17 protein-coding genes are annotated in these 19,701 nt (G+C 54.2%); 2 read left to right on the top strand and 15 right to left on the bottom strand.

Annotated elements, in window-relative coordinates:
* Nucleotides 1-466: 466 nt before the first annotated feature.
* Nucleotides 467-2,158 (bottom strand): DAK2 domain-containing protein, encoded by a 1,692-nt coding sequence (locus tag V8I28_RS00680; RefSeq protein WP_341778208.1) that lies wholly within the window; start codon nucleotides 2,156-2,158, stop codon nucleotides 467-469.
* A 32-nt stretch (nucleotides 2,159-2,190) separates the two neighbouring features.
* Nucleotides 2,191-2,553 carry an Asp23/Gls24 family envelope stress response protein gene (locus V8I28_RS00675; RefSeq protein ID WP_341778207.1) on the bottom strand — a complete coding sequence of 121 codons (363 nt, stop codon included), beginning with the start codon at nucleotides 2,551-2,553 and terminating at the stop codon, nucleotides 2,191-2,193.
* Nucleotides 2,554-2,791: 238 nt separating this feature from the next.
* Between V8I28_RS00675 and rpmB the strand changes: the two genes are divergently transcribed.
* Nucleotides 2,792-2,977, top strand: a complete 186-nt coding sequence (gene rpmB / locus V8I28_RS00670) for a 50S ribosomal protein L28 (protein WP_125575175.1) — start codon at nucleotides 2,792-2,794, stop codon at nucleotides 2,975-2,977.
* Between the two features lie 654 nt (nucleotides 2,978-3,631).
* Here the strand turns inward: rpmB and V8I28_RS00665 are convergent.
* From V8I28_RS00665 to gmk, 11 genes are all read right to left on the bottom strand, one after another.
* Nucleotides 3,632-4,309, bottom strand: a complete 678-nt coding sequence (locus V8I28_RS00665) for a thiamine diphosphokinase (RefSeq protein WP_341778206.1) — start codon at nucleotides 4,307-4,309, stop codon at nucleotides 3,632-3,634.
* On the bottom strand, nucleotides 4,309-4,962 hold the full coding sequence (rpe, locus tag V8I28_RS00660; protein WP_341778205.1) for a ribulose-phosphate 3-epimerase: 654 nt from the start codon (nucleotides 4,960-4,962) through the stop codon (nucleotides 4,309-4,311). The genes V8I28_RS00665 and rpe overlap by 1 nt, the downstream gene beginning before the upstream one ends.
* 12 nt (nucleotides 4,963-4,974) lie before the next feature.
* On the bottom strand, nucleotides 4,975-5,871 hold the full coding sequence (gene rsgA, locus V8I28_RS00655; protein WP_341778204.1) for a ribosome small subunit-dependent GTPase A: 897 nt from the start codon (nucleotides 5,869-5,871) through the stop codon (nucleotides 4,975-4,977).
* Nucleotides 5,872-5,989: 118 nt separating this feature from the next.
* Nucleotides 5,990-8,020 (bottom strand): Stk1 family PASTA domain-containing Ser/Thr kinase, encoded by a 2,031-nt coding sequence (gene pknB / locus V8I28_RS00650; protein WP_341778203.1) that lies wholly within the window; start codon nucleotides 8,018-8,020, stop codon nucleotides 5,990-5,992.
* Entirely contained in the window at nucleotides 8,020-8,763 is a 744-nt protein-coding gene (locus tag V8I28_RS00645) for a Stp1/IreP family PP2C-type Ser/Thr phosphatase (protein WP_341778202.1), read from the bottom strand. The genes pknB and V8I28_RS00645 overlap by 1 nt, the downstream gene beginning before the upstream one ends.
* Nucleotides 8,764-8,775: 12 nt before the next feature.
* On the bottom strand, nucleotides 8,776-10,119 hold the full coding sequence (rsmB, locus tag V8I28_RS00640; RefSeq protein ID WP_341778200.1) for a 16S rRNA (cytosine(967)-C(5))-methyltransferase RsmB: 1,344 nt from the start codon (nucleotides 10,117-10,119) through the stop codon (nucleotides 8,776-8,778).
* Nucleotides 10,119-11,063, bottom strand: coding sequence for a methionyl-tRNA formyltransferase (gene fmt, locus V8I28_RS00635; protein ID WP_341778199.1), 945 nt, complete (start codon nucleotides 11,061-11,063; stop codon nucleotides 10,119-10,121). Before fmt ends, rsmB begins: the two co-directional genes overlap by 1 nt.
* Nucleotides 11,064-11,623: 560 nt before the next feature.
* On the bottom strand, nucleotides 11,624-14,041 hold the full coding sequence (gene priA / locus V8I28_RS00630) for a primosomal protein N' (RefSeq protein WP_341778198.1): 2,418 nt from the start codon (nucleotides 14,039-14,041) through the stop codon (nucleotides 11,624-11,626).
* Between the two features lie 10 nt (nucleotides 14,042-14,051).
* Nucleotides 14,052-15,263, bottom strand: coding sequence for a bifunctional phosphopantothenoylcysteine decarboxylase/phosphopantothenate--cysteine ligase CoaBC (coaBC, locus tag V8I28_RS00625; protein WP_341778197.1), 1,212 nt, complete (start codon nucleotides 15,261-15,263; stop codon nucleotides 14,052-14,054).
* A gap of 80 nt (nucleotides 15,264-15,343) precedes the next feature.
* Nucleotides 15,344-15,559, bottom strand: coding sequence for a DNA-directed RNA polymerase subunit omega (gene rpoZ / locus V8I28_RS00620; RefSeq protein ID WP_020089007.1), 216 nt, complete (start codon nucleotides 15,557-15,559; stop codon nucleotides 15,344-15,346).
* 3 nt (nucleotides 15,560-15,562) lie between these two features.
* The gene (gene gmk, locus V8I28_RS00615; RefSeq protein ID WP_168899713.1) at nucleotides 15,563-16,177 is read right to left on the bottom strand and encodes a guanylate kinase; all 615 of its coding nucleotides are present in this window, start codon (nucleotides 16,175-16,177) and stop codon (nucleotides 15,563-15,565) included.
* Between the two features lie 417 nt (nucleotides 16,178-16,594).
* Here gmk and V8I28_RS00610 point away from each other — a divergent pair, with 417 nt between their 5' ends.
* On the top strand, nucleotides 16,595-16,924 hold the full coding sequence (locus V8I28_RS00610) for a hypothetical protein (RefSeq protein WP_341778195.1): 330 nt from the start codon (nucleotides 16,595-16,597) through the stop codon (nucleotides 16,922-16,924).
* A 52-nt stretch (nucleotides 16,925-16,976) separates the two neighbouring features.
* Here V8I28_RS00610 and V8I28_RS00605 read toward each other — a convergent pair whose 3' ends face one another.
* Both V8I28_RS00605 and V8I28_RS00600 read right to left on the bottom strand, forming a co-directional pair.
* The gene (locus V8I28_RS00605) at nucleotides 16,977-17,438 is read right to left on the bottom strand and encodes a hypothetical protein (protein WP_341778194.1); all 462 of its coding nucleotides are present in this window, start codon (nucleotides 17,436-17,438) and stop codon (nucleotides 16,977-16,979) included.
* Between the two features lie 192 nt (nucleotides 17,439-17,630).
* The gene (locus V8I28_RS00600) at nucleotides 17,631-19,679 is read right to left on the bottom strand and encodes an MSCRAMM family protein (RefSeq protein ID WP_341778193.1); all 2,049 of its coding nucleotides are present in this window, start codon (nucleotides 19,677-19,679) and stop codon (nucleotides 17,631-17,633) included.
* Nucleotides 19,680-19,701 lie beyond the last annotated feature (22 nt).

Below are 19,701 nucleotides of genomic sequence, written 5' to 3'. Positions count from 1 at the left end.
CGCCTGCTGTGGGGACCACCTCCAGCCACAGAACGGGCTTCCGGTTCGCTTGGAAGCCTCACCCAGACCGTGAGTCTCCCAAGTCGTCCCACGCCCTAACCTGGCTGAAATCGCCAGCTAAGGGCGTTGTCACGGCTGACTCCACTACTGACGATCTCCGGCAGGACAGTGAACAGCCCAGAGGTCACGTCCATTCGAAAGCCGTTTAACTTTTACTCTGATCAACAACGTAGCCGCTGACCAGTGGCGAACTAGCCAGTCATTCTGAACTGCGCAGCTGATCCCTTTGACGGCAAGCCACCATCGTCAATCGTCCACCAGCATCGGTGACGCTTTCTTAATTTCTAGCTATCCTTATTTTACGACTTTCTCGCTAACCCGACTAGACCGAAATCACGGACCAATCCAAGCCGCAATAACGTGAAAGAGGACCGGGACAAATGTCCTGGACCCCTTTGGTTAAGCCTTATTCCACAGAAATCAGGAATGGGTAGACCGGTTGGCCCCCACTGTGAACTTCCGTTTCTAATTCGTCGTCTAAGTCTTCAACGGCCGACTGTAGCTGATCCGCCACGTCTTCGGTCGTATCGGCACCGTAAATAATCGTGACAATTTCACTGTCATCGTCTAACATGGCCTTCACCGTAGCGACCGCCGTCTTGAGCAAATCGGCATCGGTCACCTTGATGGTGCCATCGACAATTCCCATATAGTTGCCTTCCTTGATGTCAAAACCATCAAGTTCGGTATCCCGAATGGCGTGGGTCACCTGACCACTCTTCACGGCGCTCAGGTTTTCTTCCATTGCCGACTGGTTATCCGCCAATTCGGCGTCGGGGTTGTAACCCAACATGGCCGTCATCCCCTGCGAAACCGTCTTGGAATGCACGATCACGGCTGGGATGTCCGCCACCTTAGCCGCTTGTTCGGCGGCCAGGAAGATGTTTTTGTTGTTCGGCAACACAATGGCCCGTTTGGCCTTACTCCCATTGATGGCGTCCACGATGTCTTGGGTACTTGGGTTCATGGTTTGCCCACCGTTGACCACGTGCGTGACGCCCAGACTCTTGAAGAGCGTGGCTAAGCCGTCACCGGCCGCAATGGCGATAATTGCCGTATCGGTAGGGGCTTCTTCTTCAGTCGCCGGTGCCGCCGCTTCAGCAGCCTCTTCATCATGTTCCATGATGGTCTCTTGCTGCATCCGCATGTTATCGACCTTAACCTTTGCCAGATCCCCAAATTCTTGGCCCCAAGCAATCACCTTGCCTGGGTGTTCCGTGTGGACGTGGACCTTGACGATCTCATCATCATTGACCACCAACAGGGAGTCCCCGAGATCGGCAAGGTACTTGTAGAAGGTGTCGTAGTCGAAGTCGTGTTGAACTTGCTTGCCGCGACCAATGCGGACCATGATTTCGGTACAGTAACCATACTTAATGCTGTCGGGATCGAGCTTGCCTTGCACGCTTTGGTGGTGGGTAGCTTCGATCATTTCATCCATTTCGGCGTTGTCTGGTTGGTAGTCGCCTTCTTCGGCCACGCGACCGTTCAGTGAATCATTAAAGGCTTCCAGCACAAAGGTCAACCCTTGGCCCCCGGAATCGACCACGCCGACTTGCTTCAAGACGGGCAGAAGATCTGGTGTCTTGGCCAAAGCAGCTTTAGCGGCCTCAAACACGGCATCCATCACGACCAACACGTCGTCGGATTCTTTAGCGGCATTTAAACCAGCCTGAGCCCCCTCGCGGACCACCGTGAGGATAGTTCCCTCGGTCGGCTTCATAACGGCCTTATAAGCCGTTTCTGCGCCGGCTGCGAACCCATCGGCCAGGTCTTGCGCCGTCAACGTCTGCTTGTCGGCCAATTTCCGCGAGAAGCCCCGGAAAATCTGAGACAGGATCACGCCGGAATTTCCCCGCGCCCCCATCAACAAGCCCTTGGCCAGTGCGGTCGCCAACGCCCCGACAGCATCGGTATCGGCGTCGCGTTCGTACTTGGCCCCGCTCTGTAGCGACAGGCTCATGTTAGTCCCGGTATCCCCATCAGGAACGGGGAAAACATTCAATGAATTAATAAAATCGGCATTCTGGTTTAGCTTTTGCGAGGCGGCTTGGACCATCTTACCAAACTCAAGATTAGTAATTTCTGTTACTTTCAACTAAGTATCCTCCTTGATTTCAGTACGTCTGGCTAATCAGCCAACACCCGCACCCCTTGAACAATAACGTTAACGGAATTAGCCGTCACGCCTAACATCGTTTCTAGGTTATATTTGACTTTAGATTGAACGTTCCGTGAAACTTCGGAAATCTTCGTCCCGTAGCTCACAATCACGTAAACATCGATGGCCACGCCATTGTCTTCCTGACGCACAACCACCCCGCGGGCGTAGTTCTCCCGTCGTAAGATGTCATTGACATTATCCCGAATCTGATTTTTGCTTGCCATGCCCACGACACCATAATTATCAGTCGCGGCACCCCCAACTACGGTCGCAATCACTTCATTTGTAATATCAATTGTTCCGTACTGAGTCTTAATCTTTACGGCCATGGAAATAGCCTCCTTATCTGGATATACAATCTTAACAGAAATTAATCTTACCACAACCACGCCCAAAATAGAAATGGGAAGACTGAAAACCACGTTCTAAGGGGAAATAGGTGTCAAGTAGATTTCCTTGAAAGAAAACGTTGCGTTCCGCAAAAGAGTATGGTAAATTAGTCAGGTGAGCAAAAAGCACTGCTTTTAAAAAAAGTAATGAATGAATCAACAAAGGAGGGTTTACGCCATGGCAAAGGATTTTATCAACGGCAAGCGGACGCGCTTCGGTAACAAGCGTTCTCACGCTTTGAATTCAAGTCGTCGCGCTTGGAAGCCGAACTTACAAAAGGTTCGCATCTTAGTGGACGGTAAGCCGAAGAAGGTTTGGGTTTCTGCTCGGACTTTGAAATCAGGTAAGGTAACCCGCGTCTAGTTAAACGGACACGGTTAAACGAAAAAAGCGAGGAGTACAGGTTCACCTGTGCCCCTCGCTTTTTTCGTGTTCAGCACAACGTGGTTTACTATCTTCTGGGCTGGCCGCCTTACCGTTCGCCAAATATGGGTTGGATCGCGGTGGGCGGACGGGCCGAGCCACTAAGGGAACTCCCACGGCTGAACCTATATTTGGCTCACTCACGGCTGCGAGAGCGCTGACCAGCAACCAACGGCTTACCCCCGGATAACAATTGATTTGTCGACAAACTTTGATGCTGCTGGTAAGAACTACCCCGCCGGAGATCGCCAGGGGTGGAACCAGCTGTGGCGACGGTGTTAGCTGAGGTTTTTTCTCAGCTTACAGCGTGGGGCGACTTGGGAGACTTGCGGGTTTGGCAAGGCTTCCAAGCGAACCGAAAGCCCGCCTCTCAGGCTGGAGGCGTCCCCCATAGCAGGCGGAACCCCTGGCAGGCGTAGGCCTCTGGCTTCACTAATTTTAGTGGACAGAACACCGTCGTTACGGAAGCAGCGTGTTAAGTCTACTTCCAACCTTTAGTTCAATACTTCTACCAAAAAATCGTCGCTCACCGGAAAAATTCCCGTGAACGACGATTTTTAATCAGCTACCATAATTACCCCGGTACCCCTCACGTTATTCGTGGCGGGCCTCGTAGGTATCACAGCTTTGAATGACACACAGCAAGCCCGTATCGAATTGGAACTCGCCCGTGTCACCCATGAATTCATTGCTGGCTAGCGAAATGGGATACGGAATCGGCTCGTTGTGAAGTTGGTATTTTTCGTTAATCAGACTCAGGTGGTCGATCGACGTCAGCGGGATGAAGGCCAGATAATGCTTATCCGGTTCCCGCGTGATTTGATAGTGCCCGGGCAGGTAAAACGAAATGGTGTTTTGCTTATCAATCAAGCGAATCCGGTTCGCGTAGCGCTTATACTCCGGCTGAAGCACGATGAACAGGTTGGCCAGAAAATGGTCCAACCGGCCACCGGTCGCCCCGTAGATGTCCACGCGCTCGGCCCCATAGTCGTTCAACGCCACCGACACCGCAAACTGGGTATCGGTGAAGTCCTTTTCCGCCTTGGCCTGGCGAATATCCTTAACGTTGCGACGAACCCGTTGGAGCTCGTCTGGCTGTAAGGAATCAAAATCCCCAATCGCCGCCACCGGCTGAATATTGTGATCGATTAACCGTAACGTCCCCCGATCAACGCCAATCCAGGAGCCGTCAATTTTCCGTGAACGCAGGTCGTCCGGCCACTCAGCCTTGGGCCCACCCACGAGGAGATTGAACGTTCCGCCCCGTGGCATTATTTCGTTGCGGCCTTTAAGGCATTGATGCGTTCAACCGGGTCATCGGCGTTGAAAACATACGACCCAGCCACGGCAACCGTTGCCCCGGCATTGGCACAGTCAACGACCGTCTTGTCGTTAACCCCACCGTCAACTTCGATATCAAAGTCGTAACCCTTGGCCTTCTTGATGGCGTCGAGTTGCGCAATCTTTTCGACCGTGCTGTGTAAGAACTTCTGGCCACCGAAACCGGGGTTAACGGTCATGACCAGCACTTGGCCAACCATGTCTAAGACCGGTTCGATAGCGGACACTGGGGTTCCTGGGTTGATGACCACTTCGGGGGTTACCCCAGCGTTTTGGATCATTTGCAGAGCCCGGTGAATGTGTGGCGTTGCTTCAACGTGGACCCCGATGATGTCGGCGCCGGCCTTAGCAAAGTCATCCACGTACCGTTCTGGGTTTTGAACCATCATGTGCACGTCTAAGACCATCTTGGTGATGGGGCGAATGGCTTTTACCCAACCCGGACCGTATGACAGCGCTGGGACGAAGTTACCATCCATAATGTCGATGTGTAAGACTTCGGCACCGCCCTTGTCGACCTTTTCGATGTCTGGTTGTAAATTGACGTAATCTGCACTTAAAATTGATGGCGCTACTTTAATCATAAATTTTCTTCCTCATTTCTTTTTATTGTAAACAGGTTTTTGATTCTTTAACAACGTGAGTAATTGCAGGTAGTTGTTGTAACGACTCTGCATGAATTTTCCAGCGGCGATGCCGTCCTTGACCGCACAGCCCGGTTCGTTCACGTGAACGCAGCCCCGGAAGCGACAATCCCGCGAAGCCAACGCGAACTCGGGGAAATAGTGGCCCAATTCGCGGTAGTCAATCGTCAGGGTGTCGTAGGATGAGAAGCCCGGCGTATCGGCAACCAGTCCACCGGCCACCGGCATCAGGCTGACCTTACGCGTGGTATGTTTCCCCCGGTTCAACGCCGTGGAAATCTCGCCGGTCGCTAGCGTCAGGTCCGGTGAGATGTGGTTAAGTAACGTGGACTTCCCGGCCCCGGTTTGTCCCATGATCACCGTCACCTTATCCGCTAGTAAGCGACGCAGGTCGGCCAGACCACTCTCGGCAAACGGTTCGCGCGTCAAGCAGACCTCGTAACCAATCTGTCGGTAACCCGCCGCCAACTTCTCAAATTCCTGGTAACGGTCATCGGCAATCAGGTCGGTCTTGGTGAAATAAATGACCGGCGCAATGTGACTCACCTCTAGGGCAACCAACTGCCGGTCCAACAGGTTCGTGGAGAATTCGGGCGACGCTACCGCCGTCACGACCACGCCCTGATCCACGTTCGCCACGGGTGGCCGGGTCAGCGCGTTATCCCGCGGTAAGATTTCTAAGATGTACCCTTCCTTGGGTGTCGAGCTTTCGAAACGCACCCGATCGCCCACCAGTGGCGTGATTCGCCGCTTACGGAAGTTGCCCCGCGCACGGGTTCGATACAGCTCACCATCGCTAAAAACGTCGTAAAAGCCGCTCAACGATTGGCGAATTTGTCCCTCTGACATGCAGCACCTCCTTCTTCTTTTTTCCATCTCGTGATGGTGCCAACCTCAACGTTGGCGACAAAAAAACTCAGTCCTCTATCATTATAAAAGAACTGAGCTATAAATGCAGGTTTTTTCCTTAATTTTTCGTGACGTGATTATCCGAAGCAACGACGTGGCCATCACGAACCACCTTGTAGGCCCCGGATTTACCCGATACCACCGTAAACGGTAGCGTCACGGTCGTATCCGCAGTAATCGTCATCTGTTTGTAAATCGAGCTTAGATCGTGGTCCTGGTCGCGCAGATAAATCTGCACCAGATTGCTGTCGCTGCTGGACGAGGAACTACTGTCGTCATCGTCGTCGGTATCGTCATCATCGCTCGAGCCACTGTCGAATGGAATCTTGACGTTCACACTGAACTCATCGACGCTGGAACTGCTCTCGCTCTGGGCACCACGCGACATGGTCAGGGTGATCTCGTCACCTTCCTGAACCACGGCGCCCTCACCTGGCGACTGGCGAATCACGCGGCCCTTAGCGACATCGCTGGAATAGGCGTATTGAAAGGCCAGATTCAAGTTGTGATCGGTCGCATAGCTCTGGGCTTGCCGCTTCGTCTTATTGCTCAGGTCGGTCAAGGTCACTGTCTCCGATCCCGTCGAAACGGTAAAGGTCAGATCCGTCTTGCTGGGAACCACGCTGCTACCGGCCGTCACGCTCTGCTGCATGATCTTACCGGCCGGTACGCTGGTCGAATGCACCGACTCGCGGTGAACGCTAAAGCCCATAGCTTCCAGCTTGGCCGCCGTGCTCGCGTACGAATCGCCGCGGTAATCGGCCAGTTTAACCCGCTTCGGCCCGGTACTAACCCACAGGTCAACCACCGTCTCTTGCTTGAGCTGGGTGCCAGACCGCGGCTCCGTCCGGACAACCCGGTGGAGCTTGACCTTATTGCTAGCGGTCTTGTGCACCGTACCCACCTTGAGCTTGGCCGAGGTTAATGCCCGCCGTGCGGCCGCTTCCTGGTCACCCACCACGTTAGGCACGTTGGTCATCTGTGGCTGGAACAGCGCCATCCCGATAAAAATCCCCAAGATAAGCAGAAGGACAATGCCTCCCGCAATCAGGAACTTACGTCGACGTGGGTGGCGATACTTCTTGCGTTTTTTCTTGCCGGTCTCCTCCTGATCGGGTGTGGGGTCGGCCTTAGCCGTTGCCGCGGCGGCCGTATCAGTCTTAGCGATCGCGTGAGGCACCGCCACCGAACTGAGGGCACTGGCCGGCAAAACCTTGGTCTCACCGTCGTCATTCTCGGCCGGTGTAAAACGCACCTCGCCCGCCCGCTTAGGCGACAGCGACGTCTTCAAATCTTCCGCCATGCTGGCGACATCGGTATACCGATCCGCTGGGCGTTTCGCCGTGGCCTTGAGCACCACGTTCTCCAACGCCTGGGGAATTCGGGGATCGATGTCTCTGACGGACGGAATCTCCGATTGGAAGTGTTTCAACGCAATGGAGACGGCGGTTTCTCCCTCGAAGGGCACCGTCCCGGTCAGCATCTCATAGAGAATAATCCCTAACGAATAGATGTCAGACTGTTTGGTCGCCATCCCCCCGCGCGCCTGTTCCGGCGAGAGGTAGTGAACCGACCCCAGCACCGTGTTGGTCTGCGTCAGACTATGTTCGGACAGGGCCACCGCAATCCCGAAGTCGGTAATTTTAGCGACGTGATGCGCATCAATCAAGATGTTTTGGGGCTTGAGGTCCCGGTGAATAATGTTATGGGCGTGGGCCGTCTTCACGGCGTTTAAGATCTGCGCCATAATTTGAATGACTTCCTGATACGGAATCGGAAAATTCTTCTTGATAAAGGCCTTGAGGTCGGTTCCCTCAACGTATTCCATGACCAGGTACTGCATGCCATTTTCCTCACCGACATCGTAGACCTGGACAATATTGTCATTGACTAATTCCGTGGCCGCCAGAGCTTCCCTTTGAAAGCGGCGCACGGTTCCGGGGTCATCTCTGAGATCTAACCGTAAGAGCTTGACGGACACGTCACGGTCCAGGATCAAGTCATGTGCCAAGTAGACGTTGGCCATCCCCCCTTCGCCCAGAGAACGGACGATGCGGTAACGGCCATTTAACGTGTAACCCGTGCGCATCAGCTCACCTCCCCATCGAGGTTCGCAATGATCAGAACCGTAATGTTATCCAAGCCACCGGCGTCGTTAGCCATCTCGATGAGGCGATCGCACTTCTCCGCGGTCGTCCGGTCGCTGAGCAAGACCGCCTGAATGTCTGCGTCCGTGACCATGTTCGTCAGACCATCGGTACACAGCAACAGCTGGTCGCCCGTCACCAATGGGTAGGTGTTCAGGTCGAAACGCGCGTCGGTCGAAATCCCTAGCGAACGGATGATGACGTTCTTTTGGGGATGGTGCCGGGCCGCTTGCTTACTAATCTCGCCGCGTTTGACCAGTTCGTTAACCAGGGAGTGATCCTCCGTCAATTGCCGAAACTGGCGGTCCCGCAGCAGGTAGGCCCGTGAATCACCGATGCTCGCAATGACGACCTCCTCGGTGAAGTACAGGGCGGCAACCAACGTGGTGCCCATCCCGTTTAAATCGGCAAACTGGTTGGACTTATCGATGATCGACTGATTCTCCGCGGTGATTTCCCCGGTAATCCAGGTGCGCGCATCGCTCGGCGTGGCAAGCTTGGTCTGTTCAAACTCATGGCCGAGGTGGGACACGGCCATGGCGCTGGCCACATCGCCCCCCTGGTGACCGCCAATGCCATCGGCGATAATGGCGAGGTGTTGCCCCGCTAAATTCGTGAAAACATCCACGTAATCCTCATTGTCCTGGCGCTGCTTGCCAATTGACGTTCGGTATGCCACTTTCATTGCCCGTCACCCCTATTTTTTCTTACGAAAGGCACTCACGAAGAAGCCGTCTGAATCGAAATCATCCGGATAGATGGCTAACGTGTCCGTGCTCCGGTCATCCTTGACCTGTAACTGCGTGTTCACCCGCATGGATTCGAAGTCCGGATGATCCGCCAAGAACTTAGCGGCCACGTCGGCATTTTCCGTATCCAAAATGGTACACGTGCTGTAAACCAAGATGCCATTAGGCTTTAACTTTTCGCTCACGGCATCCAAAATTCCCAATTGAACGCGTTGCAACTGCTGAATATCCTGCGGCGTCTTTTCGTAACGAATCTCTGGTTTCCGTCGAATCAATCCCAACCCGGAACACGGCGCATCGACTAAGATTCGGTCAAATTGCTTCTTGGGGAAGCGATCGTTAATCTTCCGGGCGTCCAAGGCCACGGCATCCACCCGGTCGCTCACGTGCAGACGTTCGGCGTTCTTTTCAATCAAGTTAACCTTCTTGGGATGGAGGTCTAAGGCCGTCACCTTACCGCCGGAATGGGCGTTGAGGAGCGCGGAAATCTGGGTGGTCTTCCCACCGGGAGCCGCACAGGCGTCTAAGACCTGATCGCCAGGCCGGACTTGTAGGGCCTCCACCGGAAGCATCGCACTTTCATCTTGAATCGTCAGCTCGCCGGTTTCAAAGACGTTGCTCTGGTTAGCCGCCTTGTCATCCAAACGAAAGGCATTGCCGGCAACCACACTGGGCGTGACCGTGTAGCCTTGGTCCGTCAGGGATTGTTGCACCGCTTCGGCCGTCGCCACCGCCGTATTGACCCGCACGGACTGCGCGGCCGGTTGATTAATCGTTTCTAAAATGCTGACGGCCTTCTCGTCACCGACCTGCTTTTGAATCGCCGTCACCAGCCATTCCGGCACGGAGTACTGTAGGCTCAGCCGTTGAACGGGGTCCTTAATCTGACTGATATCGGGAAGCCCCTGCCGATCGATGGCGTGTAGGACCCCGGTGACGAAGCGCCGAATCCCCTCGTGGCCCCGGTCCTTAGCCAGTTGGATGGCTTCGTTAAAGATGGCCCGCTTAGGCACCCGATCCAAGTAAAGTTCCTGGTAAAGCGCCACCAGTAAGGTCATCTTGACCCACGGCAACACCTTTTGATTAGGCTTCACGAAACCCGCTAAGTAGTATTCCAACGTTAATTGATGTTGGATGGTCCCGTAGACCAGATTCGTCACGAAGCGGCGGTCAACGTCGCTTAAGTTATGGCTCTCTAAGGTCTGTTCCAATTGTAAATTTGAGTAAGCCCCGTTGGCCACGCGCGTCAAAGCTTCAACGGCTAAAGCCCGGGGAGTCGTATTCTTTGTCATTATTCAGCCACCTGTTCGCCAATTGTCAATGCGTCGCTCGTTCCATTGAGAAAGTCGGTAATGCTTAATTTCGGCTTGCCGGCCGGTTGAATCTCGTTTAGCGCCAAGACCCCGTGTTCGCCAGTCGCAATCGCCAAGTGATGCTTATCGTGGCTCACCAGTTCGCCGGGCTTGAGGTCCGTCGTCTCATCCAGAACCGTTACGTCCCACAGCTTGGTCCGCACGCCGTTCAAGTAAATGTGGGCGATAGGCGCCGGGCGGAGTGCCCGCACCTTGCAGTCAATCAGATGGGCGCTGAGGTTCAGGTCAATCCGTTCCTCATCGGACTTAATCGTAGGTGAGAAGGTCACCTGGGATTCGTCCTGCGGCACCGGCGTAATCTCACCGGCCAGTAACTTAGGGAGCGTCTCTAACAACAGGTCGCGACCGACCAGACTGAGCTTATCGAACATGCTACCCACATCGTCCTGATCGGTAATCGGAATGGCACGTTGGGCCAAGACCGCGCCGGCATCCATCTTCTTTTCCATGAACATGATGGAAACGCCGGTCTCCTTGTCGCCATTCATGATGGCGTAGTGGACCGGCGCCCCACCGCGGTACTTGGGCAGAAGGGACGCGTGAACGTTCACGGCCGCCACCTTGGCCGCCTTTAACAACTTAGTGGGTAAGAATTGACCGAACGCCGCCGTCACAATCAGATCGGGCGCAAGCGCAATGGCGCGGGCCATCTCGTCGCTACCGGAGATCTTCTGGGGCTGGAGCACCTCGATATTATGTGCCACGGCCACCTGCTTGACGGGGGAAGCGGTTAAGACGTGCTTCCGGCCCACGCGCCGATCGGGCTGGGTCACTACAGCCAAGACGTCGTAGCCCTTTTCAATTAAACTGCTCAGAATGGGCGCCGAAAATTCGGGCGTGCCCATAAAAATTACTGAAGTCATCGTACACCATACTTTCTTGGGTTAAATTCTTTGGATTTTAAGTTATTTACGTTTTGTTTTTTTAAGTCGCTGCGTCTCCGGCTACCAGGGATTCTGCCGCTGTGACGACCGGAGAAAGCCACAGCGCGGTCTTTCTCCTCGATTTAGAGCCGTTCTCTAAATCGCCTAGTGAAGTAACCTGGTTGAGAAACACCAGCTAACTTCACGGTCACGGCTGGCGCCATCCCTGGCCTCCTCCGACTACGCTAACATCCACAAATCAAATAAGCTTTACCGCCAGCGCCTGGAGTTACACGTAACCAAGCGGCGTCAGGCTTAGGCTCAGCCGTGGAATTTTCCCACGCATTTTACTTGAGATAACAATAACTTAGAGACTCGACTCAAATTCAGGACTTTAGCTTTTTCCGTCCTCCCCACCGCGTTCCAGACCAAATTTGGCGAACGGCTAGGTGGACAGCGACGTCACACACTCTAATGATAGCAGATTGGGCGCCCAATCCCTATTGTCTTTGGCAATTTCATCCGATTTTTTCGAAATCTGACCACTCAGCCTCGCGGACTTACATGAAATTCATCGGTTCGGAGTCGATGGTCACGGATAAACCGTGACGGGCTGGCACTTGGGCGGCCTGGCGAATCTGTTCCAGCACCGCGCGGAGTTGCGGCTCGTGTTTGTATTTAATCACCACTTGGTAGTAGTACTTCCGTTTAACCCGGGCAATTGCCTTGGGCGTGGGGCCGAGGATGATGGCGTTTGCGCTCAACCCCTGCTTTAAGGCCGCCACAATCTGATACATCGCCTTGGCCGCCACGGCTTCTTCCTCATGACTGGCCGTCAGTTGGACCGCAAAATAATACGGTGGATAATTCCCCTGATGGCGCATGTGCATTTCCGTCACGAAGAAGCGCTCGTAGTCCTGGCTCTGCGCCAACTGGATGGCGTAGTGGTCCGGGTTAAAGGTCTGAATGTACACCTCACCGGGCTTAGTTGCCCGACCAGCCCGACCACTCACCTGCGTGAGCAATTGGAAGGTCCGTTCGCTGGCCCGGAAATCCGGTAAGCCCAAGGCGGTATCGGCGTTCAAGACCCCGACCAACGTGACGTTGGGGAAGTCCAGGCCCTTGGCAATCATCTGAGTCCCCAGCAGGATATCCGCTTGGTGTTCCCCAAATTGCCGGAGGATTCGTTCATGGGCCCCCTTACGCCGCGTTGAATCCACGTCCATTCGTAGGATTTTAGCCGTGGGGAGCAATTTCTCCAAGGCCTGCTGAACCTTTTGTGTCCCGGTCCCGTAGTAACGAATCTTCTTGCTATGGCAGTTCGGGCACACGTGGGGAATCGCCTCTTCATGCCCGCAGTAATGGCATTTCATGCTGTGAGTGTCCATGTGTAACGTCAGAGAAATATCGCAATTCGGGCATTTCAGTACAAAACCGCAGTCCCGACACATCACGAATGACGAATACCCCCGGCGATTCAGCATCAAGACGATCTGTTCGTGCCGGTCTAGTCGGGCCTGAATCGCCGTCATCAGGGGTTCGGAAAAGTCGCTGTCACCCTGCTGCTTCAGCTGTTCACGCATATCCACGATGTGAACGGTCGGCATGGGCTGGGCCTTCGCTCGCTTGGACAGGACCAACCGGGTGTACAGGCCCTTGGCCGCCCGAGCTCGCGTCTCGAGTGAAGGCGTGGCGCTGCCCAAGACGACCGGACAGTGGTGGTACCGCCCTCGCCACAACGCGACGTCGCGGGCGTGATACCGGGGATTCTCGTCTTGCTTATAACTGCTTTCGTGTTCCTCGTCCATGATAATCACGCCGAGGTTCTCGACCGGTGCAAAGACCGCCGACCGGGCGCCCACCACCACCGTGGCCTCGCCGCAGTCGATCCGGCGCCATTCGTCATACTGCTCGCCCTTGGACAGACCGCTATGCAGGACGGCCACGCGCTGGCCAAACCGGGCCTTCACGCGATTGACCATCTGCGGAGTTAAGGCGATCTCGGGCACCAGCATCAACGCCGTTCGTCCCCGTTGAAGGGCCTGGGCGATACTCTGGAGATAGACCTCGGTCTTCCCACTCCCGGTCACACCCTCAATCAGGAAATTCTGGGTCTGCTGATCGTCGATGGCCCGGGTAATCGCCTGCACGGCGGTCTGTTGCTCGGCATTCAACCGTAACGGCTGGATCGGCTTCACCGGCTGATGAAACGGATCACGGTAGACCTCCAGTGTCGACTTGGTCAGCCACCCCTTGTCAGCGGCCGTGGCGATCACGGCGGGCGTGACCCCGGCGCGTTTACCCACGGTGGCTTGGGCAACGGGCGTATCCGGCGTCATTTCCGCCAGATACTGGAGCAAAACGGCCTGCTTCGGGGCCCGCTTGCGAACCGTTGCGGCAATCTCCCGGAGCTTGGTCGGCGTCAGGGCAGGCGTAATGCCCGTGGTGGTCTTAGCGGCCGCGCGGTTCTTCACCTCGTAGACCACCTCGACCTTTCCCGCCCGTTGAAGCTTCAAGAGCCCGGCCACCGTGGCGTCGTCTAACTTCGCGGCGTCAAAGTCGCGGGGCGCGCCATCCGGAAAGTACGTGGCCATCTCGGCGGCCGTTAACGGCTGGGTCGGGCGAATCTGGCGCTTCGGTTGGGCCTTCAGGAGGTTCGGTAACATCGTTTGAATGCAGGTAATACGAAACGCATAGGTCGTCTGAGCCAACCAATCGGCCAGCTGACGAAGCTCGGTGTTCAAGACGGGCGCCAGGTCGAGGACCGTTTCGATGGGCTTCAATTGGCCATCAAAGCTGGTCACATCGCTCAGCCCGACCACCACGCCGGAGACTAATCGGTGGCCACGACCAAACGGGACAATCACCCGCATCCCCACTTGGACTTGATGTTCCAGCTCGGCGGGAATCGCGTAAGAATAAGGATCATTCGTCTGCATCGTGGGAACATCTACTAAAATTTGGCCAATCTGGGCCATGGCGGTCACCTCATTTCGTTTCTAAAATAGCGGCTAGTCGCGCAACTAAAGCCGTCGCAATCATCTGTTTACTGGTCTTAGGGGTCTGATCGCGCGAACCATCGGCTTGAATGAAGGTAACCTGATTGTCATCGCTATTGAAGCCAATGTCCGCCCGGGAGACGTCGTTTGCGGCCAACAGGTCTAAGGACTTGCTTTGTAGCTTACGTTGCGCGTTAGCCAGCAAATTCTGCGTCTCAGCGGCAAAGCCCACCGTGACTTGGTTGGTCCGTTTAACCTTGGCGACTTCCGCTAAGATGTCCGGCGTCTTCTTGAGTTTTAAAATCAATTCATCATTGTCCTTAGTCTTCTTAATCTTCTGATCGGCGGCCGTTAGTGGCTGAAAATCAGCGACCGCGGCGGCCATCACCAGGGCGTCGGCTTGCGGAAAACGCGTCAGGACGGCCTCGGCCAGTTCCGCGGTACTCTGAATGGGCACCACGGTTACGCCGGCCGGTGGGGTCAGGCGGGTCGGCGCCGTAATCAACGTTACCGTGGCCCCGGCCGCTTGGGCCGCGGCGGCCACGGCATACCCCATCTTACCGGAGGAATCATTCGTCAGGAACCGAACGGGATCGAGCCGCTCACGCGTTCCGCCGGCCGTGACGATGACGGACTTCCCCCGAAGCGTTTGGGGCGTAAATAATTCGAGTTGTTCCAACTGCCGCACGATGTCGGCCGGTTCCGGGAAGCGACCCGTTCCGGCATACCCCTCGGCCAGTGCTCCGGTGGCTGGCTGGAGAACCGTCACGCCGTCGTCCAGCAAGCGCTGGCGATTACGCTGGGTTGCGGCGGCCTGCCACATGTGGCTGTTCATGGCCGGCACCACCACCTTGGGCGCGGCGGTGGCCAGCCAAGTGGCACTGGCCACATCATTGGCCAAACCGTTGGCGAACTGGGCCATCAGGTTGGCGGAGGCCGGTGCCGCAATGGCGAGGTCCGTCCAATCGGCCAGTTCCACGTGGGCAATCTGCCCGTCATCGTGCCACCAGGTCGTGTCGGTCAAGACCGGTTGCTTGGTCAACGCCGCAAAGGTAGCCGGTGTTACGAATCTTGCCGCTGCCGCGGTCAGGACGACCCGCACCGTGGCTCCCGCGCGCTGCAGGGACCGGGCTAACGTCGCCGCCTTGTAAGCCGCCACACTACCACTAATCGTTAACGTCACATGTTTTCCTTCAAACATCCTTTTCCTCCGTTCGCACTCACTTGATAAAAAAAGCCAGATTACCCAACGGCAACCTGGTCTTTTCTGAAATGCCCGTGTTAGGCGTTCAAATCTTTTTCGTCCGGATCGATCATTAAAGCGCCGGCTGCGATTTCTTCGAGGGCGCGACCAATCGTCTTTGGGGACTTGTAGTCGGTCAAAAGTGGCTTGGCACCAGCATCGAGCTCGTGGGCCCGCTTGCTAGCCAGCATAATTAAAGAATACCGTGAATCCACTTGTGCTAATAAATCATCAACTGAGGGATAAAGTAGCATTTTTTATTCGTCTCCAATCATTTGTTCGTAATCCGGCATGACCCGGGTTACCCGTAACCGTTCACTGCGAATAATCATCTGAATCCGGTCAACCGCCTTGCTAACTTCATCGTTGACCACCGCGTAATCGTAGTTGCGCATCATCTGAATTTCACCAACGGCCTTCTTGATTCGTTTGTTAATGACGTCCATGGCGTCGGTTCCCCGACCAATCAGGCGGTGCTTCAATTCCATCAAATCAGGGGGTGTCAGAAAGACAAAGACGGCATCGGGACAATTGGCCCGCACCTGCATGGCCCCGTTGACTTCGATTTCCAAGAAAACATCCTTGCCTTGATCCAAGGTCTCATTAACATATTTTAACGGGGTGCCATAGTAATTGTCAACATACTTGGCGTATTCCAGCATCTGTCCGGTCCGAATGTTCTCCTCGAATTCTTCCTTGGAGACAAAGTAATAATCGACACCGTTGACTTCTCCCTCACGCGGTTGCCGCGTCGTCATCGAAATGGAGTAGGAAAAGTCGGTCTCGCCGGTATCGAACAGGGCTTTACGCACCGTTCCCTTACCAACGCCGGATGGGCCCGAAAGCACAATGAGCATTCCACGTTTAGCCATCGTTTAAAAATCCCTTCACTAAAAATTTAATTATGACACCGCCACCCGTGGGCACCGTGTCGTTTAAAGTCAAAATTCTATGACTTCAGCTATAATCTATAGGTTACTATATTACCACTATTTAGGAAGAAATACTGCCCCTAACCCCGAAAACACGAAAAAAATTGCGGTTGACGCCCGCGCGTAAGCGGTTTACTAAGCGGTTGGACTGCGTTCCCGTTTATCCCCAACCTGCGACCAACTGTTCGGGTCACCTTTCGTGGTAGGTCTTCAAATTTAATAAGTCGAGAAAAGCGCGATAGCTCAACCTTAACCGTCTCGCTGCTTAAAATTATCCGGAAATTGTGAAAAACTACTTGCAATATCAAACACGCGTTCGTATAATAAAAGCACAAACAAATGTTCGAGGTGATCAGCATGCAAAACTTAATTACGAATGGCACGACTGCCCTGTCTGATCGGGTAGCAACGGCGTACAAAGAACTTTTCAGCGATTTGCCCGTCATTAACGGCCAGGTTGTTTATCCGCAGATGCCCACTTTCCAATTGACTTACTTTATTCAGCAGGCCCTTGACCGGCATTACTTGGTGCGCCTACAGTTCAAGGCGCCCGCAGAAGTTGCGCCCACGACCGTGATGGGTCACTTGAAGGAAGACGCCGCTGGTCACCTCATTTTAAAACAGAGTCGGACCTTAACCACAATCGTGGCCCCCGGCCTGCTCCGGTCCGTGCAACGCGCCCGTTAGACCCAACAACGTCCACTGAAATGGCGACATCGCTCTTCCAGTGGACGTTGTTTTACTTAGAGAATACGGTTGCTGGGTGCTTGACCTGATGGAAGTACAGCGGATAGCCGTTGACGTCTTCCCCCTGACGATACTGCTTGACCGTTAGAATTCCCTCCTGGAGCTTGACCAAGAATTTTCCATGCTTAATCTTAATGGTCTGATAGCCCTGGGCATTGGCCCGTTGATTCCAAGTGCACGTGCCCGCCTTGACCGTTCGGCTGATCCGGTAGGTCTGCTGATCGACGGGATGCCACTTTTGCTTTGCGTAGTAGCCACCCCCGAAGATGAAGGTCGACTTGGTCACCTTCACCCGATACTGCAAGTCCTGATACTGAAACCAACTTCCGCGATAAGCCTTGGGCGTCGATTGAACGGTCGCTACGGCGTGAATCGATTGCGGCTGCACATTGCTGACCCCAACCGCAATTCCCAAGGAAGCGACAGCTACCCCGACAAACAATCCGACTTTCATGATAACATCCCCCAAATCGTTATTTGTTACCATCAATTATACGATGATTTACCATCATCCTCCTATTGAAACGCTCACCTGTACTGCGGCTAAAGCGGCCATACGACGGGATTGATTCGTTCACTTAACTTGCTAACTAGGTATAGACAAAACGGACACCACCACTGTGATGTCCGTTTTAATTTAGGTAACTTAATTCTTTAACCGTGACTGATGCCACCGCCAGCCGGCTAAGCTCAACCCGAGAATCAGGAAGCCAATCAAGAAGGCCCACAGGCTGCGCTGGCCATTGGTTCGTGGCAGGGCGCGTTGTTGTGCGGTCCGTGACGTGGCGGCGTGGCTTGCGCGGTCCGTGCCGGCAGCGTTGCCGATATGCCGAGGCGCAGTCGAAGCGCTAGAACTGCTGGTCCCCACGTTGGCCACCACCTGATGCTGAGTCTTCGTGGTGGTTGAACTGGCATTGGTCGTCTTCGTACTGCTGGTGTCCGAATTAGTGTCGGATTGGGGATTATCCGTGATAGAAGACGAGGACTTTGAATGACTCGTTGCTGGGACACTGGAACTAACATCGAATGAAGATGAAGAAGACGAGGATTCCCCATCACTACTGCTGGTGCTACTACTGTCGGTGCTACTACTGCTGCTACTATCCTCGGTTGGCTGGTCACTCTGCTTGACCGTTTGAACGCTCTCATCCTGCGCGGTAATGGTGACCGCAACCGGTTCTGAATTCAGCTGATAGCCGTCGGGCGCTTGGGTCTCTTCAAAGTAGTACGTTCCCGGAGCGAGCTTGCTAACGGTCACCTGTCCCTGAGCATTCGTGGTGAGATTGTCTTTAACCACCGCGGTGTCATCGGGAGTAGCCTCTGTGCCTGTACCCTTGCCCTTAACCAAGCGATAGGTCGCACCCGGAACCGGCGCCTTTGTCTTCTCATCGGTTTTGGTCAGTGTGGCGCCGTTGGGCTGGTCACTTTGGGTTAGTTCGTGAACCGTTGGATCATCTTCGGCCGAAATTGTAAAGTCGATGGGCTTATCAGCAACCAGATAACCATTCGGTGCAGTCGTCTCAATCAGCCGATAGTTGCCAACTTCCAGACTGATATCTCTTAAGATGCCCTGAGCATTCGTGACCAGACCCGTTTGATAGTCTGACCAATTACCTTTACTAGACTCTCTTTGTAACGTGTAGACCGTACCAGCCAACTTAGTCGTTGACTGGTCAGCATCCGTCTTCGTTAGCTCAAAACCTCCCAGGTACCAGCCATCAATAGTCGCACTGGCGCCCCAACTATAGTTTTTGAAAATGTTTTGGGTTGCCGGAACACCGTCGGGAGCTCCCGGGTCGGTCGTGGTATCTCCGCCCCCGGAGGCACTAACCAGGCCAACCGAATTACTGAAATTCCCCTGTTGATGGGTCAGAAAATACTGGGGATCAATATCTGTATAGTAGAAAATATCCACTTTTTTCGTCACACCTTTTAATTTCATGACGAGGGTCGATCCGGAATCGGTGGCACTAAAATCACCCGCAGGTAGGACTGGGTCGGTCGTTATCTTATAGGGATCGGTGTCCTGTTGCGCTTGATGAAAAGTCATGTACGGCCCAATCTGATCGGTTAAGGTAACATCACCCAAATTTTTATTGTCGGGATTTAACGTAATCTGCCAAACAATATGCGTCGGATAACCATTTTTATCATAATCATACTTAAGTGGCCAACCATTCTTTCTGATCAGATCAACGCCGGAACCACCACCCGATCCCGAACTATTCGTTTTGCCCTGCACGTGAACTCTAATAGTCCCTGTACGACCGGTATTCGTATTGCTTAAGTTACCATTAAACGTAATAATCAATTGGTGTGCATTGTCCGGATTGGGTAGCATGCTTCCGGCAGGCTTATCGCTCCCCTGAAGTTGAACGTCAGTGGGTATCGCCAAAAAATTGGAATAATCGGCCGTCTCCGGTAACGTCACCGTCACCGTATCTCCAGCGTTAATCGTCTGACCATCCTCAATTCCCCAGTTATAAGTCAGAACGTAACCCTGGCCCGCCATTAAATCCGCTCCTGAGTCAATCGGATTTGTCACGCCGTCTTCCGTGATTTCTGCCGGCTTAGTAACACTACCCGTCACATAGGCATTTAAATTCTCCGCTCGTGCCGTCAACCAGCCCCCACTCATCAGGACCAACAACCCTATCATGAGGCCTAGAATCCAGAAGCTTAACTTTTTCCACATCACCTATTCACCCCTACACCGT

Source organism: Levilactobacillus sp. HBUAS70063, from assembly GCF_038374745.1.
Lineage (GTDB): Bacteria > Bacillota > Bacilli > Lactobacillales > Lactobacillaceae > Levilactobacillus.
The sequence above is the reverse complement of the archived record's forward strand: the minus strand, read 5'-3'. Positions and strand labels throughout refer to the sequence as shown.

What these genes read in the sequence shown, in the direction of transcription:
- V8I28_RS00610 (WP_341778195.1), top strand. Translation starts at nt 16,595, where the DNA reads ATGCAAAACTTAATTACGAATGGCACGACTGCCCTGTCTGATCGGGTA.
- rpoZ (WP_020089007.1), bottom strand. Translation starts at nt 15,559, where the DNA reads ATGCTACTTTATCCCTCAGTTGATGATTTATTAGCACAAGTGGATTCA.
- V8I28_RS00675 (WP_341778207.1), bottom strand. Translation starts at nt 2,553, where the DNA reads ATGGCCGTAAAGATTAAGACTCAGTACGGAACAATTGATATTACAAAT.
- V8I28_RS00665 (WP_341778206.1), bottom strand. Translation starts at nt 4,309, where the DNA reads ATGCCACGGGGCGGAACGTTCAATCTCCTCGTGGGTGGGCCCAAGGCT.
- V8I28_RS00605 (WP_341778194.1), bottom strand. Translation starts at nt 17,438, where the DNA reads ATGAAAGTCGGATTGTTTGTCGGGGTAGCTGTCGCTTCCTTGGGAATT.
- V8I28_RS00600 (WP_341778193.1), bottom strand. Translation starts at nt 19,679, where the DNA reads ATGTGGAAAAAGTTAAGCTTCTGGATTCTAGGCCTCATGATAGGGTTG.
- rsmB (WP_341778200.1), bottom strand. Translation starts at nt 10,119, where the DNA reads ATGACAAAGAATACGACTCCCCGGGCTTTAGCCGTTGAAGCTTTGACG.
- fmt (WP_341778199.1), bottom strand. Translation starts at nt 11,063, where the DNA reads ATGACTTCAGTAATTTTTATGGGCACGCCCGAATTTTCGGCGCCCATT.
- rsgA (WP_341778204.1), bottom strand. Translation starts at nt 5,871, where the DNA reads ATGTCAGAGGGACAAATTCGCCAATCGTTGAGCGGCTTTTACGACGTT.
- gmk (WP_168899713.1), bottom strand. Translation starts at nt 16,177, where the DNA reads ATGGCTAAACGTGGAATGCTCATTGTGCTTTCGGGCCCATCCGGCGTT.
- coaBC (WP_341778197.1), bottom strand. Translation starts at nt 15,263, where the DNA reads ATGTTTGAAGGAAAACATGTGACGTTAACGATTAGTGGTAGTGTGGCG.
- rpmB (WP_125575175.1), top strand. Translation starts at nt 2,792, where the DNA reads ATGGCAAAGGATTTTATCAACGGCAAGCGGACGCGCTTCGGTAACAAG.
- V8I28_RS00645 (WP_341778202.1), bottom strand. Translation starts at nt 8,763, where the DNA reads ATGAAAGTGGCATACCGAACGTCAATTGGCAAGCAGCGCCAGGACAAT.
- rpe (WP_341778205.1), bottom strand. Translation starts at nt 4,962, where the DNA reads ATGATTAAAGTAGCGCCATCAATTTTAAGTGCAGATTACGTCAATTTA.
- priA (WP_341778198.1), bottom strand. Translation starts at nt 14,041, where the DNA reads ATGGCCCAGATTGGCCAAATTTTAGTAGATGTTCCCACGATGCAGACG.
- pknB (WP_341778203.1), bottom strand. Translation starts at nt 8,020, where the DNA reads ATGCGCACGGGTTACACGTTAAATGGCCGTTACCGCATCGTCCGTTCT.